Genomic DNA, 18,238 nt, shown 5'->3' with positions numbered 1-18,238 from the left:
TTAACCTAATAAAAATTTATTCTGAAAAACTTGGATATACATTCGTTAATAAATAAGATATTTATTTAATTAAGTTTCTATATTCCTAATCAACTATCATACTGTCTTATTTTGTCTTTGTGTAACTAGAAAAAAAGAACCTTGCATAGCAAGATTCTTTTAATGTCTGACTTAAATAATTGTTCTTCTGGGAACTAAATCGAATTAAGCTTCGATTTCTGTAACCATACCTGAACCAACAGTACGTCCACCCTCACGGATAGAGAATGTAGTACCTTGTTCTACGGCGATTGGGTGGATCAACTCAACGTCGATTGTCACGTTATCACCTGGCATTACCATTTCAGTACCTGCTGGAAGTTCGATTGACCCTGTAACGTCAGTAGTACGGAAGTAGAATTGTGGGCGGTAGTTATTGAAGAATGGAGTGTGACGTCCACCTTCTTCTTTAGTAAGGATGTAAACTTCACCTTTGAATTTAGTGTGTGGGTTGATTGAACCTGGTTTAGCGATAACTTGTCCACGTTCGATTTCGTCACGTTGAACACCACGAAGAAGGACACCTACGTTATCTCCTGCAAGACCTTCGTCAAGTTGTTTACGGAACATTTCAACACCAGTAACAACTGCTTTTGAAGTTTCTTCTTTAATACCAACGATTTCGATTTCATCGTTGACACGAACAGTACCACGGTCGATACGTCCTGAAGCAACTGTACCACGTCCAGTGATTGAGAATACGTCCTCGACTGGAAGAAGCAATGGTTTGTCAGTGTCACGTTCTGGTTCTGGAATGTACTCATCAACAGTGTTCATCAATTCCATGATGATGTCTTCGTATTTAGAGTCACCTTCAAGAGCTTTAAGAGCTGAACCTTGGATAACTGGAAGATCGTCACCTGGGAAGTCGTATTCTGAAAGAAGGTCACGGATTTCCATTTCAACCAATTCAAGCAATTCTTCGTCGTCAACCAAGTCGATCTTGTTCATGAAGACGATAAGGTGTTTAACACCAACCTGACGTGAAAGAAGGATGTGCTCACGAGTTTGTGGCATTGGTCCGTCAGTTGAAGCTACTACAAGGATAGCTCCATCCATTTGAGCGGCACCAGTGATCATGTTTTTAACGTAGTCCGCGTGTCCTGGAGCGTCGATGTGAGCATAGTGACGTTTTTCAGTTTCGTACTCAACGTGCGCAGTGTTGATAGTGATACCGCGTTCGCGTTCTTCTGGAGCAGCATCGATAGACGCATAGTCTTTAGGTTGGTTAACTGCTGAAGGCAAGCGACGTGCCAAAACAGTTGTGATAGCTGCAGTTAGGGTAGTTTTACCGTGGTCAACGTGTCCGATAGTACCAATGTTAACGTGTGGTTTACTACGATCGTATTTTTCTTTTGCCATTTGAGTAAAAGCCTCCAATAAAATATATTTTATAGATAGACAGTAGGCAATACAGTCTAACTTTCCTTACTATTTTATCAAATTTTAGCTAAATTGCAAGTGTTTTACAAAGTTTTTATTAATTATTCTTGTTCTTACTATAAGTTGTCGATTTATTGATAAAAAAAGAAACAGATGAATCCGTTTCTTTTTAAAATCTTTATTTTTCTACCACTTCTTGTACTTCTTTATGTTTTTCATAAAGTCGGACTAGGAATTTGGATATTTCTTTGAGAATTGAGTAGGTAGGAACGGCAACGATCATACCTACGACACCATAGATATTACTTGACAACAATAATAGCACGAGAATTGTAATCGGATGAACTTTCATGACTCCACCAACAATACGAGGGTATAGGATATTCCCATCTACTTGTTGGATAATCAGCATATAGATAACTGCTATAATCATCTTTTGAGGATCCGTAAACAGATTTGAAATAATCATCGGAATTAGTCCAATACTCGGTCCAACATAAGGAATCAAATTTGCTAAACCTGAGAAAATAGCAAATACTAATGCATATTTTAAGCCAATCACACTATAACCGATAAAAGCCAAACACCCGATAATGAATGCATCGATTGATACTCCACTTATGTAACGGGAAATAGTCTCATTCAAGTTTGTTATTAAGCCAGATATATTAAGTTTGTCTCGCTTTAAAATAGTTCTTTCTAGCATCGGTAAGAATTTATGACCATCTAAAAGGAAATAAATCAAGAAAACCGGTGTCATAATGATAATTAAAACAGTGCTTACCAAAGCTGAAAGGACACTTCCCACACTATTTGTCACACTATTCAAGATATTCTGTAAAATATCGATGTAGGAAAGATTTAATTGTTGGATTGTTTGTTGAATATCTAGCTCTTGAAAAGCAGGATATTTTGATAATTCTATTACTAAATCTTGGAGTCTACCATAAATACCTTGGCTAGAATTAATCAAACTACTCAACTGATTGATTAAAATCGGTAAAAGATATACTACACCTATCACCAGAGAACCAATGAGGACACAAAGGGTTAACAAAATCCCAATGATTCGATTAATGCGACATTCCTTCTCTAAAAAGATGACGATTGGATTTGTTAAGTAGTATAGAAATCCACCTAGTAAAAAGGGAATCATGATTGTATTTACGACACTTACAAACGGTGTAATAATAGCACCCATTTCTCTCCATAAGTAGAAAATTAAGGTAATTAATAATATCTCAGTGGTCCAGAAGAACAATTTATTTCTCCGAAACATAAGCCACCTCCTCTTTTTCCTATTTTACCATATTTCCAAAAAGATTGATAACCTTCATTATAAAAACAAGAATATTTTTTGTCTTTATGATAGAATACAATTACTATGAAGAAATTATTTTTAACATTACTAACACTTATTTCATTTGGTTCGGCTACTACTGTTTTTGCTCAGGATTTTGATGTCGCAGCAAAACACGCCATCGCTGTTGAAGCTAATACTGGTAAGATTTTATATGAAAAAGATGCCACTCAACCTGTAGAGATTGCCTCTATCAGTAAGTTGCTAACTGTTTACTTGGTCTATGAGGCCCTAGAACAAGGGAAAATCACTCTTTCCACTCCGGTAGAAATTTCAGATTATCCCTACCAGTTGACAACCAATTCTGCGGCAAGTAACGTTCCTATGGAAGCTCGTAACTATACTGTTGAAGAGTTGTTAGAAGCAACATTGGTATCTAGTGCCAATAGTGCAGCTATCGCGTTGGCAGAAAAGGTTGCTGGATCGGAAAAAGACTTTGTCGATATGATGAAAGCCAAACTTCTTGAATGGGGAATTCAAGATGCTACCCTCGTCAATTCAACTGGTCTAAATAATGAAACTCTTGGAGATAATATCTATCCTGGCTCTAAGAAAGATGACGAAAACAAGATGAGTGCCTATGATGTTGCAGTTGTCGCTCGTAATCTTATCCTCAAATACCCACAGGTTTTAGAAATCACCAAGAAACCTTCTTCTACTTTTGCAGGGATGACTATTCATTCTACAAACTATATGTTAGAGGGATTACCTGCCTATCGTGGTGGTGTTGATGGTCTTAAAACTGGTACGACTGATAAAGCTGGAGCATCCTTTGTCGGAACAACTGTAGAAAAAGGAATGCGAATCATTACAGTTGTCCTTAACGCTGACAACCAAGATACCAATCCCTACGCTCGTTTCACAGCAACTTCAGCTCTTCTAGATTATATCTCATCTAATTTCGCTCTTCAAACAATCGTCAATCAAGGAGAAAGCTACCAAGATAGCAAATCTCCAGTTTATGACGGAAAGCAAGATACGGTTACAGCAGTTGCTAAAGAAGATATAAAAATTGTTCAGCGTCTCGGTAGTCGAGCACAGTCATCTGTTACTTACACACCTGATAGTACTGAGCATACTGCACCACTTGAAGCAGGTACAGTCGTTGGACATCTGACCTATGATGACAAGGACTTAGTTGGTCAAGGTTATATCACCACTGACAAACCAACCTTTGAAATGATTTCTGATAAAAATGTAGAGAAAGCCTTCTTCTTAAAAGTTTGGTGGAATCGCTTCATCCGATTCGTCAATGAAAAATTATAAAAAAATCGCGATAACTCGCGATTTTTCTTTATTCATTTTCAGCTACAATCGAATGCTTATAGCCATAAGTAAAGTAAGTAATAACTCCTACTACTAAGGCTAATACAAATGCTATCCAAGTTTCAAGATTGTATTGAAGCATAAAGGACAGACAAATCAGAATCGATAAGATTGGTAGAAAAGGAACCAAGGGCGTTTTAAATTCTCCCTCTTTGGGCATACCCTTATCTTTTCTCAATTTGATAATTCCATAGGCTAAGAGAATAAGATAGGCTAAGGTACAGATATTGAGAAAAGCTGCGATACTTGCCAAAGGGAAGATACCCGCTGCAATCGCTGAAACTCCACCTGTTAAAATGGTTGCATTCTTTGGAACGCGACTAATCTTGGTTACTTGTTTGAAGCTTTGAGGCAATAGTCCATCGCGGGCCAAGCTATAAATCATTCGTGACAAGGCATAGGTCATTGAAATACATACCGTAATCAAGGTAAAAATTGCAACAAGTGAAACATAATTAGCTGCCCAACCAATACCGATACTTCTCAGCGCAAAAGCCACTGCATCATCAACATTGAGCTTGCTATAGTGAACGATACCTGTCAATATCAAGGTAACCATGGCATATAGAATAGTTACAATGATTAATGATAAAACAATCCCACGTGGAATATTCTTTTGTGGATTTTGAATTTCATCAACTGCCATAGAAATGGACTCAAAACCTAAGAATCCAAAGAACATGAGTGAAGCACCTGCCATAATTCCAGTGCTTCCTCCATAAATCTGACCAAAACCAAATGGTGCAAAATCTGACCAATTTTCAGGTTTAATGTACCAAATACCAACTAGGATAAATAAGGCAAGAGCAGAAAATTTTAAAACAACAAGAATAGAATTAAAACGAAGAGCTGCTTTCGAATTCATGAGGACGACTGCTGTAACAAGCATAATTACTAAAATTGGCAAAAAATCAATATAAGTACCATGCTCAGGATTAAAAGTTCCATTAAAGGCTTGTGGCAAGGTAATTCCGTAATGACTAAGCTAACCCTTAAAATAGGCAGCCCAACCTGAAGCCACACCAGAGACTGCTGTCATAAATTCCATGATAGTTAGCCAACCTGCAATCCAGGCTGGAAATTCTCCCAAAACCACATATAAATAACTATATGCCCCACCAGTTGCTGGAACACGAGAAGCAAATTCTGCAAAAAAGAGCGCCGATAAGGAAACACAGATAGCTGAAATTCCGATAGATACAACAAGGGCAGGACCCGCTAATGTTGCTGCAGCTGTTCCTGTAATAGTAAAGATACCTGTTCCTACCATGGCACCAATTCCCAAGAGAATTAAATCCCATAATTTTAAATGACGATGCATCTCTGTTTTACTTAGACTGAAGTCTTTTGTTCTAAAAATATTCATTCTTCATCTCCACTAACTATAATTGTTTTATTTTACCATAAATAATGGTTTTTGTGAATATTTATAAAATTGTATCAAAAAAACTGAACAAATTTAGAATTTGCTCAGTTTTTATTCATAATGATTACTTATCAGTTCTTTAAATTTCGTAGTATGGGAAAGGACGGTCACTATCTAATGGACGATTTGATATTTCTTTTTCCAAAATAGCGCGCCAACCAGATACCAATTCTTCAAAAGTCAATTGAGCTTCAGGAGAAGCTGTTGTAAGCTTCCGTCCAAACCAAGCCATGGTTGCAGTTTCAAACTGAAGCATAGCGTACTGGATTACTGGTACATTTGCCTCTTCATAATTTTCATTTACTGCTTGGGCAACTTCTGATGCTTGTGGAAGAAGTTGATTGCTGATTTTATCTACAGCACTTGCGTCCATCTCTCGCCAAGAAAGTAATTGACCATCTACCTGATAAAAGAGCTCAAAGGTTTCTTGATTTTTCTTAAAATTGGTAAGAACAAAAGCACGTTCTACCGCATCGGGACCACCAACAGCCTTGACAGCGTTTATAAGGAGATTTTGTTCCATTTGTCTCCAATAATCATCTGCTTCTTCTGCTAGATCAATTGTGAAAGGTGGAACAATTTCCTCGGCAGAAATTTCGCCTTTATTCGCTTTCTCAATATTACCAAATAATTTTTTAAGAATCCCATTTGCGTCTCCTTTTTGCCCTTATCCTACTGATCCTTCCATTTCATAGCTAATCAAGCGGTTAAGCTCAACTGCATACTCCATTGGAAGTTCTTTGGTGAAGGGCTCTACAAATCCCATGACAATCATCTCAGTTGCTTCAGATTCTGACAAGCCACGACTCATGAGGTAATAGAGTTGTTCTTCTGAAATCTTAGAAACCTTGGCTTCGTGCTCAAGCGCAACTTGCGAGTTGTGGATTTCATTAAATGGAATGGTATCTGATGCTGACAAGTCATCCATGATAATGGTATCACACTCGATGTGAGAAACAGATTTCTTAGAGTTCTTGTTGAAAGTCACTTGTCCACGGTAGTCTACCTTACCACCGCCTTTAGCGATTGATTTAGAGACGATAGACGAGCTCGTATGTGGAGCATTGTGGATCATCTTGGCACCAGTATCTTGGTGTTGCCCTGCATTGGCAAAGGCAATCGAAAGCATAGTCCCACGCGCACCTTCTCCATCTAGGTAAACAGATGGATATTTCATCGTCGTTTTGGCACCCAAGTTTCCATCAATCCACTCAACAGTCGCATCTTTCAAAGCTTTAGCACGTTTGGTTACCAAGTTATAAACGTTGTCAGACCAGTTTTGAATAGTCGTATAACGCATATAAGCTCCGTCCAAAGCAAAGATTTCTACAATAGCAGCGTGCAAGCTGTTGCTTGAATAAGTTGGCGCTGTACATCCTTCTACGTAGTGTACACTTGCTCCCTCATCAACGATGATCAAGGTACGTTCAAACTGTCCAGTATTTTCGTTATTGATACGGAAATAGGTTTGAAGTGGAATATCTACCTTGACACCTTTTGGCACGTAGATAAAGGTTCCACCTGACCATACTGCTGAGTTGAGGGCGGCCAACTTGTTATCTGTCGGCGGTACCAATTTCGCAAAGTATTGCTTAAACAAGTCTGGGTATTCCTTGAGGGCAGAATCTGTATCTGTAAAGATAATTCCTAACTTCTCAAATTCTTCCTTCATGTTATGGTAAACCACTTCTGACTCATACTGGGCAGAAGCTCCAGCTAGATAGGCACGCTCAGCTTCAGGAATCCCGATCCGTTCAAAAGTTTCTTTGATTTTTTCAGGAACGTCATCCCAAGAACGGGCTGGTTTATCAGATGGTTTTTGGTAGTAGATCAAGTCATCAAAGTCAATCTCTGACAAGTCTGCTCCCCAAGTTTGCATGGGCATTTTTTTGAAGGTTTCATAAGACTTCAAACGGAATTCCAACATCCACTCAGGTTCTCCCTTAGCAGCTGATAGTTCACGAATGACATCTTCATTCAATCCTTTTCCTGTCGATAGGACAGGCTCTACATCGTCATGGAAACCAAATTTATATTCACCAAGATCAATTGGTTTTGGTTCTACTCTTTCTTCAGCCATAATATCCTTTCTTTCATTCTTTATTTCTAATGATTTATAAGACAAAGAAAGCTTGTCTTATTTGTTTTCTTGGTCTTCAATTGTTTTTTTAAGGGCATTCCAAGCTAAGGTTGCGCATTTGATTCGTTGAGGGAATTTGGCAACTCCTGATAAGAAAGCTGCATCTCCAAGTTGATCTTGACGCTCATCCTTTTGACCTTGAACCATTTCAGAAAAAATGGTCGCAAGCTCTAGGATTTCTTGCTTGGTCTTTCCTAAAACTGCATCTGTCATCATACTAGCAGAGGCCGTTGAAATCGTACAACCAGAGTTTAGAAAAGCGATATCTTCCAAACGATCATCTGCATCAAACTTAACAGAGAGATTGATGACATCGCCACAAGTCGGATTGTTGAGGCTAATTTGCTCTGCGTCTTCCAACTTTCCTTGATGATGGGGATTTTTCGAATGGTCCGCTACCACTGCCATATAAAGGCTATCTAGTTTAGAAAGTGCCATTGAAAAACTCCTTTGTCTTTTGTAAGGCATCGACCAGTTTGTCGCAATCCGCCTTGGTATTATAGATATAAAAACTTGCACGAGCTGTTGCTGGAACTTCCAAATACTGGAGCAAAGGTTGAGCGCAATGGTGACCTGCCCGAACTGCTACTCCTTCATAATCCAATGCAGTCGCAAGGTCGTGAGGGTGAAGGTCTCCTAGGTTAAAGGCAATGACACCTGAACGTTGAGCCAAATCTTGCGAACCATAAATGGTCAATCCCTCAATTGCCTGCAATTTTGGAAAAACATATGCAATCAATTCCTGTTCATGAGCTTCAATGGCTTCCATACCAAGATTTTCAAGATAATCTACTGCAGCAGCAAGTCCAATCGCACCTGCCATATTGGGAGTTCCAGCCTCAAATTTCCAAGGCAATTCCTTCCAACTTGCAGATTGTTCATAAACGAAATCAATCATCTCGCCACCAAATTCAACTGGTGACATTTGTTCCAGATATTTTTCTTTACCGTAAAGAACACCAATACCAGTCGGACCAGCCATCTTGTGACCTGAAAATGCAAAGAAGTCCACATCCAAGTCCTGGACATCAATCTTCATATGTGGTGTAGACTGAGCACCATCCACCACCATAATAGCTCCAACTTCATGAGCCATTTGCGTAATTTCTTTGATAGGATTGACCACTCCAAGAACGTTGGAAGCATGTGCTAGTGAAACAAATTTAACTTTATCCGTCAATTTAGCTCGCAAGTCATCCATATCCAGAGCTCCATCTTTGAGATAGACATAAACAAGCTCTGCCCCAGTCTTTCGGCAAGCTTCCTGCCATGGAATAATATTGGAATGGTGTTCCATGACTGAAATCAAGACCTGGTCATCTTCAGTCAAGATTTCCTCAGCGAAACGTGCCACCCAGTTGAGACTAGTCGTAGTTCCTCTAGTGAAGAGTACTTCCTTTGTCGAACCTGCGTTGATGAACTTGCGAATGGTTTCACGAGCAGCTTCATAAGATGCTGTTGCACGCTCTGCCAAGGTGTGAACACCTCGGTGGACATTGGCATTGTCCTGTTTATAGTAGCGGTTAATGGCTTCCAGAACAGCTAGTGGTTTTTGTGTCGTCGCAGCATTATCCAAATAAATCAGAGGTTCGTCATTAACAATCTGGTTTAAAATTGGAAAATCCTTGCGAATAGCTTCTGCATCTAACATAGGCTTCCCCTTAGCGTTTTGACAATTTTTCTTCGATCGTCGCAATCATTTCATCACGAACTTCCTTGACAGGGATCTCAACGATAACGGATCCAAGGAAACCACGAACAACTAAACGTTCTGCAGTTGCCTTGTCCAATCCACGGCTCATGAGGTAGTACATGTCTTCTGGATCAACTTGACCAATAGAAGCCGCGTGACCTGCAGTGACATCATTTTCATCAATCAAAAGAATTGGGTTGGCATCGGAACGTGCTTGGTCTGAAAGCATGAGAACTCGACTTTCTTGCTGAGCATCTGCTCCCTTAGCACCCTTAATAATGTGGCCAATACCATTGAAGGTCAAGGTTGCTTTTTCAAGAATAACCCCATGTTGAAGGATATTACCAATGGAGTTGCAGCCGTAGTTAGTCACTCGAGTATCAATCCCTTGCACCTGACGACCACTTGAAAGAGCTACGACCTTGAGGTCTGCATGGCTACCATTTCCAAGTAGGTCACTATCAAAGTCAGCAACAACATTTCCCTCATTCATAACACCGATAGCCCAGTCAATACTTGCATCATTGCCTAATTTACCACGACGGCTAATGTAGGCAGTGACATTCTCACCAAGACGGTCAATCGCCGCAAATTTCACTTGAGCACCAGAACGTGCAATCACTTCAACAGTGATATTAGCAGTTGCCTTAGCACTGCCCTCACCGCGTGATTCTAAACGTTCGAGGTAGCTGATTTTAGAGTTTTTACCAGCAATAATCAGAATATGCTTGTTAAATGGCACATCACTATCACTATCTTGGTAGAAAATTCCTTCGATTGGTTCTGTGATTTCGACATTGTCTGGAATATAGAGAACAGCGCCACTATTAAAGTAAGCTGTGTGGTAGGCTGCCAATTTGTCATCGTCGTATTTTACTGATGACATGAAAAATTCTTCTACAAGTTCTGGAATTTCTTCTAAAGCCGAATGGAAGTCTGTAAAGACCACTCCTTGTTCAGCCAACTCAACTGGAATTTGTTCGAAAACAGTTTGAGTTCCAACCTGCACCAATTTCAAGTGATTATCTAAAGCAGTGAAATCAGGAACATTTGCTGATGGTTCACTTTCCGTGATGGTTCCATCACCAAGATTCCAACGGTGAAATTTTACACGCTCAATGACTGGCAATTCCAAACTCTCAATCTTATCAAAAGCTTTTTGACGGAGGTCTGACAACCAGCTTGGTTCAGCGTGCATTTCTGAAAAAAGTTTAATAGTTTCTTTAGTCATTTACTTCTCCTAAAAGATACGAAGGGATTACAATTCTTCCTTGTAGTCATAGCCAAGTTCTTCAGCTAGTTTCGCGTATCCTTCACGTTCCAAGCGTGCAGCCAATTCTGGACCACCAGAAAGAACAACACGACCTTCCATCATAACGTGTACCACATCTGGTGTGATATAGTTCAAGAGACGTTGGTAGTGAGTAATGATCATAGCACCAAAACCTTCACCACGCATAGCATTAACACCTTTAGAGACAACTTTAAGAGCATCAATATCAAGACCAGAGTCAATCTCATCCAAGAGGGCAAAAGTTGGTTCCAACATCAAGAGTTGAAGAATTTCGTTACGTTTTTTCTCACCACCTGAGAAACCTTCGTTGAGGTAACGCTCTGCCATTTCTTCTTTCATGTTGAGCAATTCCATTTTTTCGTCTAGCTTAGTGATAAACTCACGCACTGAAATCTTCTCATCATCTTCTTTACCAGCATTCATAGCTGCACGAAGGAATTCTGCATTGGTAATTCCTGGAATTTCTGATGGGTATTGCATAGCAAGGAAGAGTCCCATGCGAGCACGCTCGTCCACTTCCAATTCAAGGATATTTACACCGTCAAACAAGACTTCACCTTTAGTGACTTCATAGTTTGGGTTTCCCATAATTGCAGCTGAGAGAGTAGACTTACCTGTACCATTTGGTCCCATGATAGCTGCAATTTCTCCTGTTTTAAGAGTCAGATTGACCCCTTTTAAAATTTCTTTTCCTTCAATTTCAACATGAAGATCTTTGATCTCTAATACTGACATGATTGTTCCTTTCTTTTTATCCTTTTTACTGTATTCACCTGAAACTTAACCTTTTTAAATCCCTAGAAAAACACGGTAAAATGTCAATAAATATACCTTAATAGTATAACAAAAAAAAGCCTAAAAGGCTTTTATTTTGTCTAGAAGCTAGGAGCTACTTCTTCCCTTGAAAATGATTATCTATAGCGCTCACAATTTTACCCATGATATAGCTTACTCGAAGATTTCTCAGGATCAAAATAGCCCAAAGTAAGGCCACGATATACCGTTGCTCCATGATGGATTCATTAAAGAAATAAGTCTCAGCAGCAGTAAATAAGGCCATGATAATGAATTGTTGTCTGTTCATAGTCTTCTACCACAAATTCCTTTTAGTCTTCTGTTATCGTCACTTTATCTGCTAAAAATTCAAATCCTTGAGGAAGAATTGATTCCTCTGACTCCTCCTTAGAGACTTGTTCTTGAGAACCTTTAGCTCTGCTTGAAAATGCTGCTCGAACTTCCTTCCATTCTTCCATAGAAATAGCAAGAATCTCTGGAGAAAATCCAGCAGCACGACTAAGAATATTGCCAAACATGGTGTTAAGATTGTCTCGTTTCATGGTTTGACCAGCATTGAAGTTAGACTCAAAAGCTAAAATAGCATGATGTTCATTTGCTGCAACAGGTTGGGAACCAGCTAAAAGTGCCTTGTCTGGCCCAGATAAGCTTTCAATGACTTCTCCCCAAGCGTTCTGAAGACGAATTAGGTTTTGACGAGCTAAGTCTGGATTTTCTACCGCTTCTTGAAGAATAGACTGTACCTTATTTCGGTCTACACGATAGATGGACTTACTGTTCGTTGGACGACTCGGTGTCGAAACAGATTGTTTTGGGGTAGACCCTACATTAGCAAGCGCTTGTTTCAATCGTGCAACTTCTTCTCGAAGAGAAGATAGCTCTTCAGCAACCTCACCCGAAAGTTCTGGTTGGGAATCAATTTCTGCCAAACGAATAGTCATCATTTCAGCATAAATCTTAGGTTGTAAGCTAGCCTTAATATCAGCCAGACTTTTAGTAGCAAGACTAATCATCTCAAACAAGATATCCTGCGGAAGGTTTAAATTTCTCTCAAATACATCACTATGGTGAGTATTCTCTCCACCTGCTTGAACAATTAAGATATCACGTAAGTATTGTAGTAAATCCACTACAAACCGTGTCATGCTCTTTCCATTCTCAAATATTAAGTCCAGATTTTCTAAGGCAGCTGTTACATCCTTTTGAGCTAAAGCAGCCACGTAATGATCTAAGGCACTTAGACTAATAGTACCCGTAATTTCTTCTGAAACAGCTGTTGTAAGAGTAGGTTCTTGTGTTAAGCTTAATGCTTGGTCTAGAATTGACAAGGCATCCCGCATCCCGCCTTCAGCTCGTCGAGCAATAATTTCAACAGCTTCTGTTTCATAATCAATCCCTTCCTTTTCCAAAATCTGGAAGATATGATCACGAATATCCTGCGTCTTAATAGACTTAAACTCGAAGCGTTGAACGCGAGACAGGATAGTTGCAGGAATTTTATGCAACTCTGTAGTCGCCAGTATAAAAACGACATTTGGAGTAGGTTCTTCCAGTGTTTTCAAAAGGGCATTAAAGGCACCTGTTGAAAGCATGTGGACCTCGTCAATGATATAGACCTTGTACTGAGCTATACTCGGAGCATAAGTTGATTTGTCACGAATATCACGGATTTCATCAACTCCATTATTAGAAGCCGCATCCATCTCGATAACATCTTCCAAACTTCCTTCTGTGACAGCTTGACAGATATAACAGTTATTGCAAGGTTCTCCCCCTTCTTGATTCGGACAGTTCATCGCCTTGGCAAAAATCTTGGCTACACTGGTTTTACCTGTTCCACGAGGGCCTGAAAATAGGTAGGCATGACTGATTTTATCTTGTTCCACAGCCTGTTTAAGGGTTCGAGCAATAACTTCCTGGCCCACTAGCTGTGAAAAATTTTGACTTCTATACTTTCGATAAAGCGCCTGATACATTATGCTTTCTCCTCAAACATTGAAAATGTCCATTCTGTTTTTTCTAACAAAATGGCAACAAACTCTTCTAAATACTGTTGATCAATGTGATCATAATCATCTACATAAGATGAATCCAAATCTAACACTCCGAGAAGCTGTCCATCTTTTACCATTGGAAGAACAATCTCACTACGAGCACTACTATCGCAAGAAATATAGTTGGGATAGGTCTTTACATCCCCAACGATAACTGTTTGACGGCTAGCCGCAGACTCCCCACAAACTCCTTTTCCAAGGGCGATTCTAACACATGAAACTCCACCCTGAAAAGGCCCTAAAATAAGCTCATTCCCGTCATATAAATAGAATCCTGCAAAAACAGTATGAGGAAAGTTCATTTTTATGAGTGCACTGGCATTTGAAAGATTAGCTAACACATTTGACTCGGTATCTAAAAGCGCAGCGAGTTGGGCATTTACCATCTGATAAACTGATTCTTTTTCGGAATATAACATAAAACCATTATATCAAAAAATACTAGTTGAAAAAAGAAAAATCCCTTGTTTTAACAACAAAGGATTTGTAATTAAATCTAATTGATTAAAGTTCGATATCACCGAACAAGTCAGCCATTGAGAATCCAGTTTGAGTTTCTGGAAGTTCAAAGTCACGTTTTTCTTGACGTTTTGGACGACGTGGACGTGGAGCACGTTTTTCTTCGTTTTGTCCTTCTTCTTGAGCTGGACGTTCTTCAAGAGCCTTGATAGAAAGTGAAACGCGTTCTGCGTCAGCGTTAACATCAAGAACTTTAACAGTAACTTCTTGACCAACTGTAAGAGCTTCTTTTGGATTTTCAATACGTTTGTGTGAAATTTGTGATACGTGAACAAGTCCATCGATACCTGGCAATACTTCAACAAACGCACCAAAGTCAGTCAAACGTTTAACTGTACCTTCTACAACGTCACCTTTAGACAATTTTTGCTCAACGCCATCCCATGGTCCAGGTGTTGTTGCTTTAAGTGAAAGTGATACACGTCCTTCTTCTTCGTTAAGATCAAGGATTTTCACTTCAACTTCTTCACCAACAGTTACAACCGATTTAGGTGAAACGTTACGTTCGTGTGACAATTCAGTCAAGTGAACCAATCCATCAACACCACCAAGGTCGATGAAAGCACCGAAGCTTGTGATACGTGCTACTTTACCAGTTACAACATCACCAACAGCCAATTTACCGAATACTTCAGCACGAGCTGCAGCAGTAGCTGCTTCTACAACTTCACGACGTGAAAGGATGAAGCGGTTTTCTTTAGGATCAACTTCTTTGATTTTAGCTTCAAATTCTTGACCTACAAAACGCTCAGTGTTACGTACAAAACGAGTGTCCAACATTGAAGCTGGGATAAATCCACGCAAACCTTCAAATTCTACTGAAAGTCCACCTTTAACAGCGCGAGTTCCTTTAACTGTAACAACTTCTTCTTCGCGTCCTACAAGTTTGTCCCATGCTTTGCGAGCTTCAAGGCGTTTTTTAGATACAAGGTATGTCACTGTATCAGTATCTTTACCAACTACTTGACGAAGTACAAGAACATCAAATACTTCACCTACTTTTACAAAGTCATTGATATCTGCATCGCGATCGTTTGTCAATTCGCGAAGAGTCAAGACACCTTCAACACCAGTTCCTGAGATTGCAACGTTAGCTTGATTAGCATCAACTGTCAATACTTCAGCACTAACAACATCACCAGGTTCAACTTGGCTAACGCTATTTAGCAAATCTTCAAATTCGTTCATCTAAAAAATCCTCCAACAATCAAGTTTTTTCAACTTGACATACTTATAATTTTTTTCCTAAGCACCCGCAACGACATGAATATCTCGAACGTCCTTCAATTATAAAAATAAAATACCCTAAGATATTTTTCTTTTTATCTTGAATTTATTACCTAGAAACTGGGGTAGCTGGATTCGAACCAACGCATGAGGGAGTCAAAGTCCCTTGCCTTACCGCTTGGCTATACCCCAAAAGTGAAATGGAGAGAGAGGGATTCGAACCCCCGAACCCGAAGGAGCGGATTTACAGTCCGCCGCGTTTAGCCTCTTCGCTATCTCTCCGATAATGAACAAAATCTATTATATCATGAAAAATTGCAAAAAACAAGCACTATTTTGCTAAATTATAGTTTTCAATCAATATTTCCACAGCTTTTTCAAGATTTTTATAAAAACTATCGACATTTCCATTCTTTATGATTGCAAATTGGTCATCTAGTTCGGCAATTTCACCGATTATTTTTTTACCAATCATTAAAGTATAACCATCGTACTTATCTTTTCCAACTACTACTTTAGCATCTGATAATTGAATCTCAATTTTTTTGTCTTTTTTACTCATACCATACCTCTTTTCACTTTTTCTATTTTACAAGAAATTCCCTAATCTAGCAAGAAAAAACTCTCTATCATGCTTATCTTGACAGAGAGTTTAAGGAATAAAATAGAAATTTTTTTAATTTGAAAATTGAATCATTAGTGAGTCGTCCCTCCGACCAACTTCAAATCTTTATCTTTATGGTCCACGATAGCACCAATAGCAGCTTCGATACCTCGGACAATATCTCTTAAGCACATGGATGCAGTATTAGGCTTATTTACCACTTGCTCTGTCATATAGGGAATATGCATAAATCCTGCTCTCATATTGGGAAATTTCTTATCCGCTAAGTAGAGAACCTGATACATCAGATGATTGCAAACAAAGGTTCCAGCTGTATTGGATACTGAAGCAGGTAGCCCTTCTTCTTTTATGGCTTGTACCATTGCTTTGATAGGGAGTGTACTAAAATAGGCGGCTTCTCCATCAAGGCGAATTGGAGTGTCAATCGGTTGATTTCCTTGGTTATCTGGAATTCTAGCATCATCTTGATTGATAGCAACTCTCTCAGGAGTTAAACTCGCTCTTCCTCCTGCTTGTCCGATACAAAGCACAACATCTGGATGGTATCGATTTATTTCTGCTTCTAAAACCTCTGCTGATTTATAAAAGACTGTTGGAATCTCTACCCAGCGTATCTCAGCTCCATGAATTACAGACGGTAATGATTTAACTGCTTCTAGAGCTGGATTGACTTTTTCACCACCAAAAGGATCAAATCCTGTAACTAATATTCTCATTTTATTTCCTTTACTAAAATGCCAAAAAGTACATCAGAAATACATGTATGATAATCATGACAATAGCTACTCCTATTTGCGCTTTGATAACGCCATTTGGATCTTTCATATCCAAAAGGGCCACAGGTAGAGTATTGAAATTGGCAGCCATTGGGGTTAATAGAGTCCCACAACAACCTGCTGTCATAGCAAGAGCACCCGCCATGATTGGATCTGCTCCCAAGGAAAATACAAAGGGAACACCAATTCCAGCAGTAATGACAGTAAAGGCCGCAAAGGCATTTCCCATAATCATTGAAAATAGAACCATTCCCAACACATAAGCCACTACACCCATCAACCGACTCCCCGAAGGAACAAAACCACTTATCAGATGTGACATTAAATCTCCAACTCCTGCTACGGTAAAAATCGCTCCCAAAGCCCCTAAAAGTTGGGGCACAATCCCACTAGTTGAGACTTGCTGAACCATGCGATTATTTTCTGCCTGCAAGCTTTTAGGAGAACTTTTAGTAATCAATAAAAGAGAGATGGTTGCAAGAAATGCTGCAAGGCTGATAGCAATCTTACTAAACTCAGGGATCATTTTTGCTAATACTAAAGCAATCAAAGCCATCAACATGACCGGAATAAAAATTTTATTCTTCAACCGTTTAGCTTCAATATTTGCCTTGACTTCATTCAGAGACGGCAAGGTTCCGATACGAACCTGTTTAAAGAGTGTTAGTAGGGCTAAGAGCACTACGATAATTCCAATACAGATAGATGGTAGATAGGAACCACCAATAAAACTGATTCCCAATAAAGCCCAAAACCCAGCTGTTCCATATCGAACTGGGTTTGTTTTGTCTTTGTAGCTACAATAGGCCGTGTGAAGAAATTGACAACCAATCACAATATAGGTTAACTCTAATAACTGTCTTGCTAGATTGGTCATTCTTCTTTTCCTTTACTAAGCTTATTCGCTAGCAATTTTCTATCAAATAAGTAATTGTACAGCCCTACCACAAGCAAGGCAACTCCTGCAACAATAAGAGAAGCCGAAGCGATCCCAGCATAATTACTTTCGTAACCTAATTGGTCCAGAGTGCCCCCAACTAAGAGGACACCACCTGCACCAACGAAAGTATTCTGAGCAAAGAAATTTGCAAAATTATCATTTGCTGCTGCACGCGCTTTTAGCGCTTCGCTCTCCTGCTCCGTTAATTTTCTACCTAATTGTGATTCTGCCGCTGCTTGTCCCATGGGTTGAACCAGAGGCCTTACAAACTGCGGCTGCCCTCCGATACGAATGGCAAAGAACCCGTCGAGTTCCCGAAAAAAGAAATAAATTGTATAAAAACTTCCTACGGTCAGTCCTTTAATCTTTTGAATTAAGTCAATCGAACGTTGCTTGAGGCCAAAAGTTTCAGATAAACCAACCAAGGGCAAGGTTACCATAAAAATCGTAAGAACTCGTTGATTGCTAAATTCTCTTCCTAAAATTTCCAAGAACTCAACAAGAGAAACTCCAGAAACTAGAGCTGTAACTAAACTAGCTAAGACTACCGTTGCGATGGTATCTAATTTATAGATAAAACCAACCACAATGATAACTATCCCTATTAGTTTAATCCATTCCATATAGGCCCCTTTATTCCA

Annotated in this window: 17 protein-coding genes, 2 tRNA genes and 1 pseudogene; 1 reads left to right on the top strand and 19 read right to left on the bottom strand. The window is 39.3% G+C overall.

Going from position 1 to position 18,238, the window contains the following annotated elements; all coding sequences use genetic code 11:
- Positions 1-204 precede the first annotated feature (204 nt).
- Together tuf and LG369_RS03230 are read right to left on the bottom strand one after the other, a co-directional pair.
- A complete protein-coding gene (gene tuf, locus LG369_RS03235; protein ID WP_004253262.1) occupies positions 205-1,401 on the bottom strand; it encodes an elongation factor Tu in 1,197 nt (398 codons plus the stop codon).
- Positions 1,402-1,600: 199 nt separating this feature from the next.
- Positions 1,601-2,701 (bottom strand): AI-2E family transporter, encoded by a 1,101-nt coding sequence (locus LG369_RS03230; RefSeq protein WP_070677189.1) that lies wholly within the window; start codon positions 2,699-2,701, stop codon positions 1,601-1,603.
- A 105-nt stretch (positions 2,702-2,806) separates the two neighbouring features.
- Between LG369_RS03230 and pbp3 the strand changes: the two genes are divergently transcribed.
- Entirely contained in the window at positions 2,807-4,048 is a 1,242-nt protein-coding gene (pbp3, locus tag LG369_RS03225; RefSeq protein ID WP_225750220.1) for a D-alanyl-D-alanine carboxypeptidase PBP3, read from the top strand.
- Positions 4,049-4,076: 28 nt separating this feature from the next.
- On the opposite strand, the pseudogene LG369_RS03220 reads toward pbp3, so the two are convergent.
- The 17 genes and pseudogenes from LG369_RS03220 to LG369_RS03140 all read right to left on the bottom strand — a co-directional run bounded on the left by LG369_RS03220 (position 4,077) and on the right by LG369_RS03140 (position 18,220).
- A pseudogene (locus LG369_RS03220) lies at positions 4,077-5,474 on the bottom strand (APC family permease).
- Positions 5,475-5,613: 139 nt separating this feature from the next.
- Entirely contained in the window at positions 5,614-6,177 is a 564-nt protein-coding gene (locus LG369_RS03215) for a hypothetical protein (RefSeq protein ID WP_225750491.1), read from the bottom strand.
- A gap of 24 nt (positions 6,178-6,201) precedes the next feature.
- Entirely contained in the window at positions 6,202-7,614 is a 1,413-nt protein-coding gene (gene sufB, locus LG369_RS03210) for a Fe-S cluster assembly protein SufB (RefSeq protein ID WP_000797046.1), read from the bottom strand.
- A gap of 57 nt (positions 7,615-7,671) precedes the next feature.
- Positions 7,672-8,112, bottom strand: a complete 441-nt coding sequence (sufU, locus tag LG369_RS03205; protein ID WP_049503779.1) for a Fe-S cluster assembly sulfur transfer protein SufU — start codon at positions 8,110-8,112, stop codon at positions 7,672-7,674.
- Entirely contained in the window at positions 8,099-9,325 is a 1,227-nt protein-coding gene (locus tag LG369_RS03200; protein WP_225750219.1) for a cysteine desulfurase, read from the bottom strand. The genes sufU and LG369_RS03200 overlap by 14 nt, the downstream gene beginning before the upstream one ends.
- Positions 9,326-9,335: 10 nt before the next feature.
- Positions 9,336-10,598 (bottom strand): Fe-S cluster assembly protein SufD, encoded by a 1,263-nt coding sequence (gene sufD, locus LG369_RS03195; RefSeq protein WP_225750218.1) that lies wholly within the window; start codon positions 10,596-10,598, stop codon positions 9,336-9,338.
- 27 nt (positions 10,599-10,625) lie between these two features.
- The gene (gene sufC / locus LG369_RS03190) at positions 10,626-11,396 is read right to left on the bottom strand and encodes a Fe-S cluster assembly ATPase SufC (RefSeq protein ID WP_000114489.1); all 771 of its coding nucleotides are present in this window, start codon (positions 11,394-11,396) and stop codon (positions 10,626-10,628) included.
- Between the two features lie 154 nt (positions 11,397-11,550).
- Positions 11,551-11,745, bottom strand: coding sequence for a DUF3272 family protein (locus LG369_RS03185; protein WP_045615101.1), 195 nt, complete (start codon positions 11,743-11,745; stop codon positions 11,551-11,553).
- A gap of 22 nt (positions 11,746-11,767) precedes the next feature.
- Complete coding sequence (gene dnaX / locus LG369_RS03180) at positions 11,768-13,432, bottom strand: DNA polymerase III subunit gamma/tau (RefSeq protein ID WP_045615102.1); 1,665 nt, start codon at positions 13,430-13,432, stop codon at positions 11,768-11,770.
- Complete coding sequence (locus LG369_RS03175; RefSeq protein WP_045615103.1) at positions 13,432-13,929, bottom strand: GAF domain-containing protein; 498 nt, start codon at positions 13,927-13,929, stop codon at positions 13,432-13,434. Before LG369_RS03175 ends, dnaX begins: the two co-directional genes overlap by 1 nt.
- Positions 13,930-14,014: 85 nt before the next feature.
- Positions 14,015-15,217 (bottom strand): 30S ribosomal protein S1, encoded by a 1,203-nt coding sequence (gene rpsA / locus LG369_RS03170; RefSeq protein ID WP_225750217.1) that lies wholly within the window; start codon positions 15,215-15,217, stop codon positions 14,015-14,017.
- Positions 15,218-15,376: 159 nt separating this feature from the next.
- A tRNA-Gln gene (locus LG369_RS03165) sits at positions 15,377-15,448 on the bottom strand.
- 9 nt (positions 15,449-15,457) lie between these two features.
- Positions 15,458-15,538: transfer RNA gene (locus LG369_RS03160), tRNA-Tyr, on the bottom strand.
- A 49-nt stretch (positions 15,539-15,587) separates the two neighbouring features.
- Positions 15,588-15,818 carry a DUF2969 domain-containing protein gene (locus LG369_RS03155; RefSeq protein ID WP_225750216.1) on the bottom strand — a complete coding sequence of 77 codons (231 nt, stop codon included), beginning with the start codon at positions 15,816-15,818 and terminating at the stop codon, positions 15,588-15,590.
- A 134-nt stretch (positions 15,819-15,952) separates the two neighbouring features.
- Positions 15,953-16,597: a pyroglutamyl-peptidase I gene (gene pcp / locus LG369_RS03150; protein WP_225750215.1), complete on the bottom strand. Its 645-nt coding sequence runs from the start codon at positions 16,595-16,597 to the stop codon at positions 15,953-15,955.
- Positions 16,598-16,610: 13 nt separating this feature from the next.
- Positions 16,611-17,534: a DUF979 domain-containing protein gene (locus tag LG369_RS03145; protein ID WP_225750214.1), complete on the bottom strand. Its 924-nt coding sequence runs from the start codon at positions 17,532-17,534 to the stop codon at positions 16,611-16,613.
- Entirely contained in the window at positions 17,531-18,220 is a 690-nt protein-coding gene (locus LG369_RS03140) for a DUF969 domain-containing protein (protein WP_225750213.1), read from the bottom strand. Before LG369_RS03140 ends, LG369_RS03145 begins: the two co-directional genes overlap by 4 nt.
- Between the last annotated feature and the right edge of the window lie 18 nt (positions 18,221-18,238).

Origin of the sequence: Streptococcus sp. Marseille-Q4154 (genome assembly GCF_916700545.1) — a bacterium.
Taxonomy (GTDB): Bacteria; Bacillota; Bacilli; order Lactobacillales; family Streptococcaceae; genus Streptococcus; species Streptococcus infantis_I.
This window is presented reverse-complemented; position numbering and strand designations above follow the sequence as displayed.

Bases quoted from the DNA above. Each gene is read 5' to 3' on its own strand.
- tuf (WP_004253262.1), bottom strand. From the start codon at position 1,401: ATGGCAAAAGAAAAATACGATCGTAGTAAACCACACGTTAACATTGGT.
- LG369_RS03230 (WP_070677189.1), bottom strand. From the start codon at position 2,701: ATGTTTCGGAGAAATAAATTGTTCTTCTGGACCACTGAGATATTATTA.
- pbp3 (WP_225750220.1), top strand. From the start codon at position 2,807: ATGAAGAAATTATTTTTAACATTACTAACACTTATTTCATTTGGTTCG.
- sufB (WP_000797046.1), bottom strand. From the start codon at position 7,614: ATGGCTGAAGAAAGAGTAGAACCAAAACCAATTGATCTTGGTGAATAT.
- sufU (WP_049503779.1), bottom strand. From the start codon at position 8,112: ATGGCACTTTCTAAACTAGATAGCCTTTATATGGCAGTGGTAGCGGAC.
- LG369_RS03200 (WP_225750219.1), bottom strand. From the start codon at position 9,325: ATGTTAGATGCAGAAGCTATTCGCAAGGATTTTCCAATTTTAAACCAG.
- sufD (WP_225750218.1), bottom strand. From the start codon at position 10,598: ATGACTAAAGAAACTATTAAACTTTTTTCAGAAATGCACGCTGAACCA.
- sufC (WP_000114489.1), bottom strand. From the start codon at position 11,396: ATGTCAGTATTAGAGATCAAAGATCTTCATGTTGAAATTGAAGGAAAA.
- LG369_RS03185 (WP_045615101.1), bottom strand. From the start codon at position 11,745: ATGAACAGACAACAATTCATTATCATGGCCTTATTTACTGCTGCTGAG.
- dnaX (WP_045615102.1), bottom strand. From the start codon at position 13,432: ATGTATCAGGCGCTTTATCGAAAGTATAGAAGTCAAAATTTTTCACAG.
- LG369_RS03175 (WP_045615103.1), bottom strand. From the start codon at position 13,929: ATGTTATATTCCGAAAAAGAATCAGTTTATCAGATGGTAAATGCCCAA.
- rpsA (WP_225750217.1), bottom strand. From the start codon at position 15,217: ATGAACGAATTTGAAGATTTGCTAAATAGCGTTAGCCAAGTTGAACCT.
- LG369_RS03155 (WP_225750216.1), bottom strand. From the start codon at position 15,818: ATGAGTAAAAAAGACAAAAAAATTGAGATTCAATTATCAGATGCTAAA.
- pcp (WP_225750215.1), bottom strand. From the start codon at position 16,597: ATGAGAATATTAGTTACAGGATTTGATCCTTTTGGTGGTGAAAAAGTC.
- LG369_RS03145 (WP_225750214.1), bottom strand. From the start codon at position 17,534: ATGACCAATCTAGCAAGACAGTTATTAGAGTTAACCTATATTGTGATT.
- LG369_RS03140 (WP_225750213.1), bottom strand. From the start codon at position 18,220: ATGGAATGGATTAAACTAATAGGGATAGTTATCATTGTGGTTGGTTTT.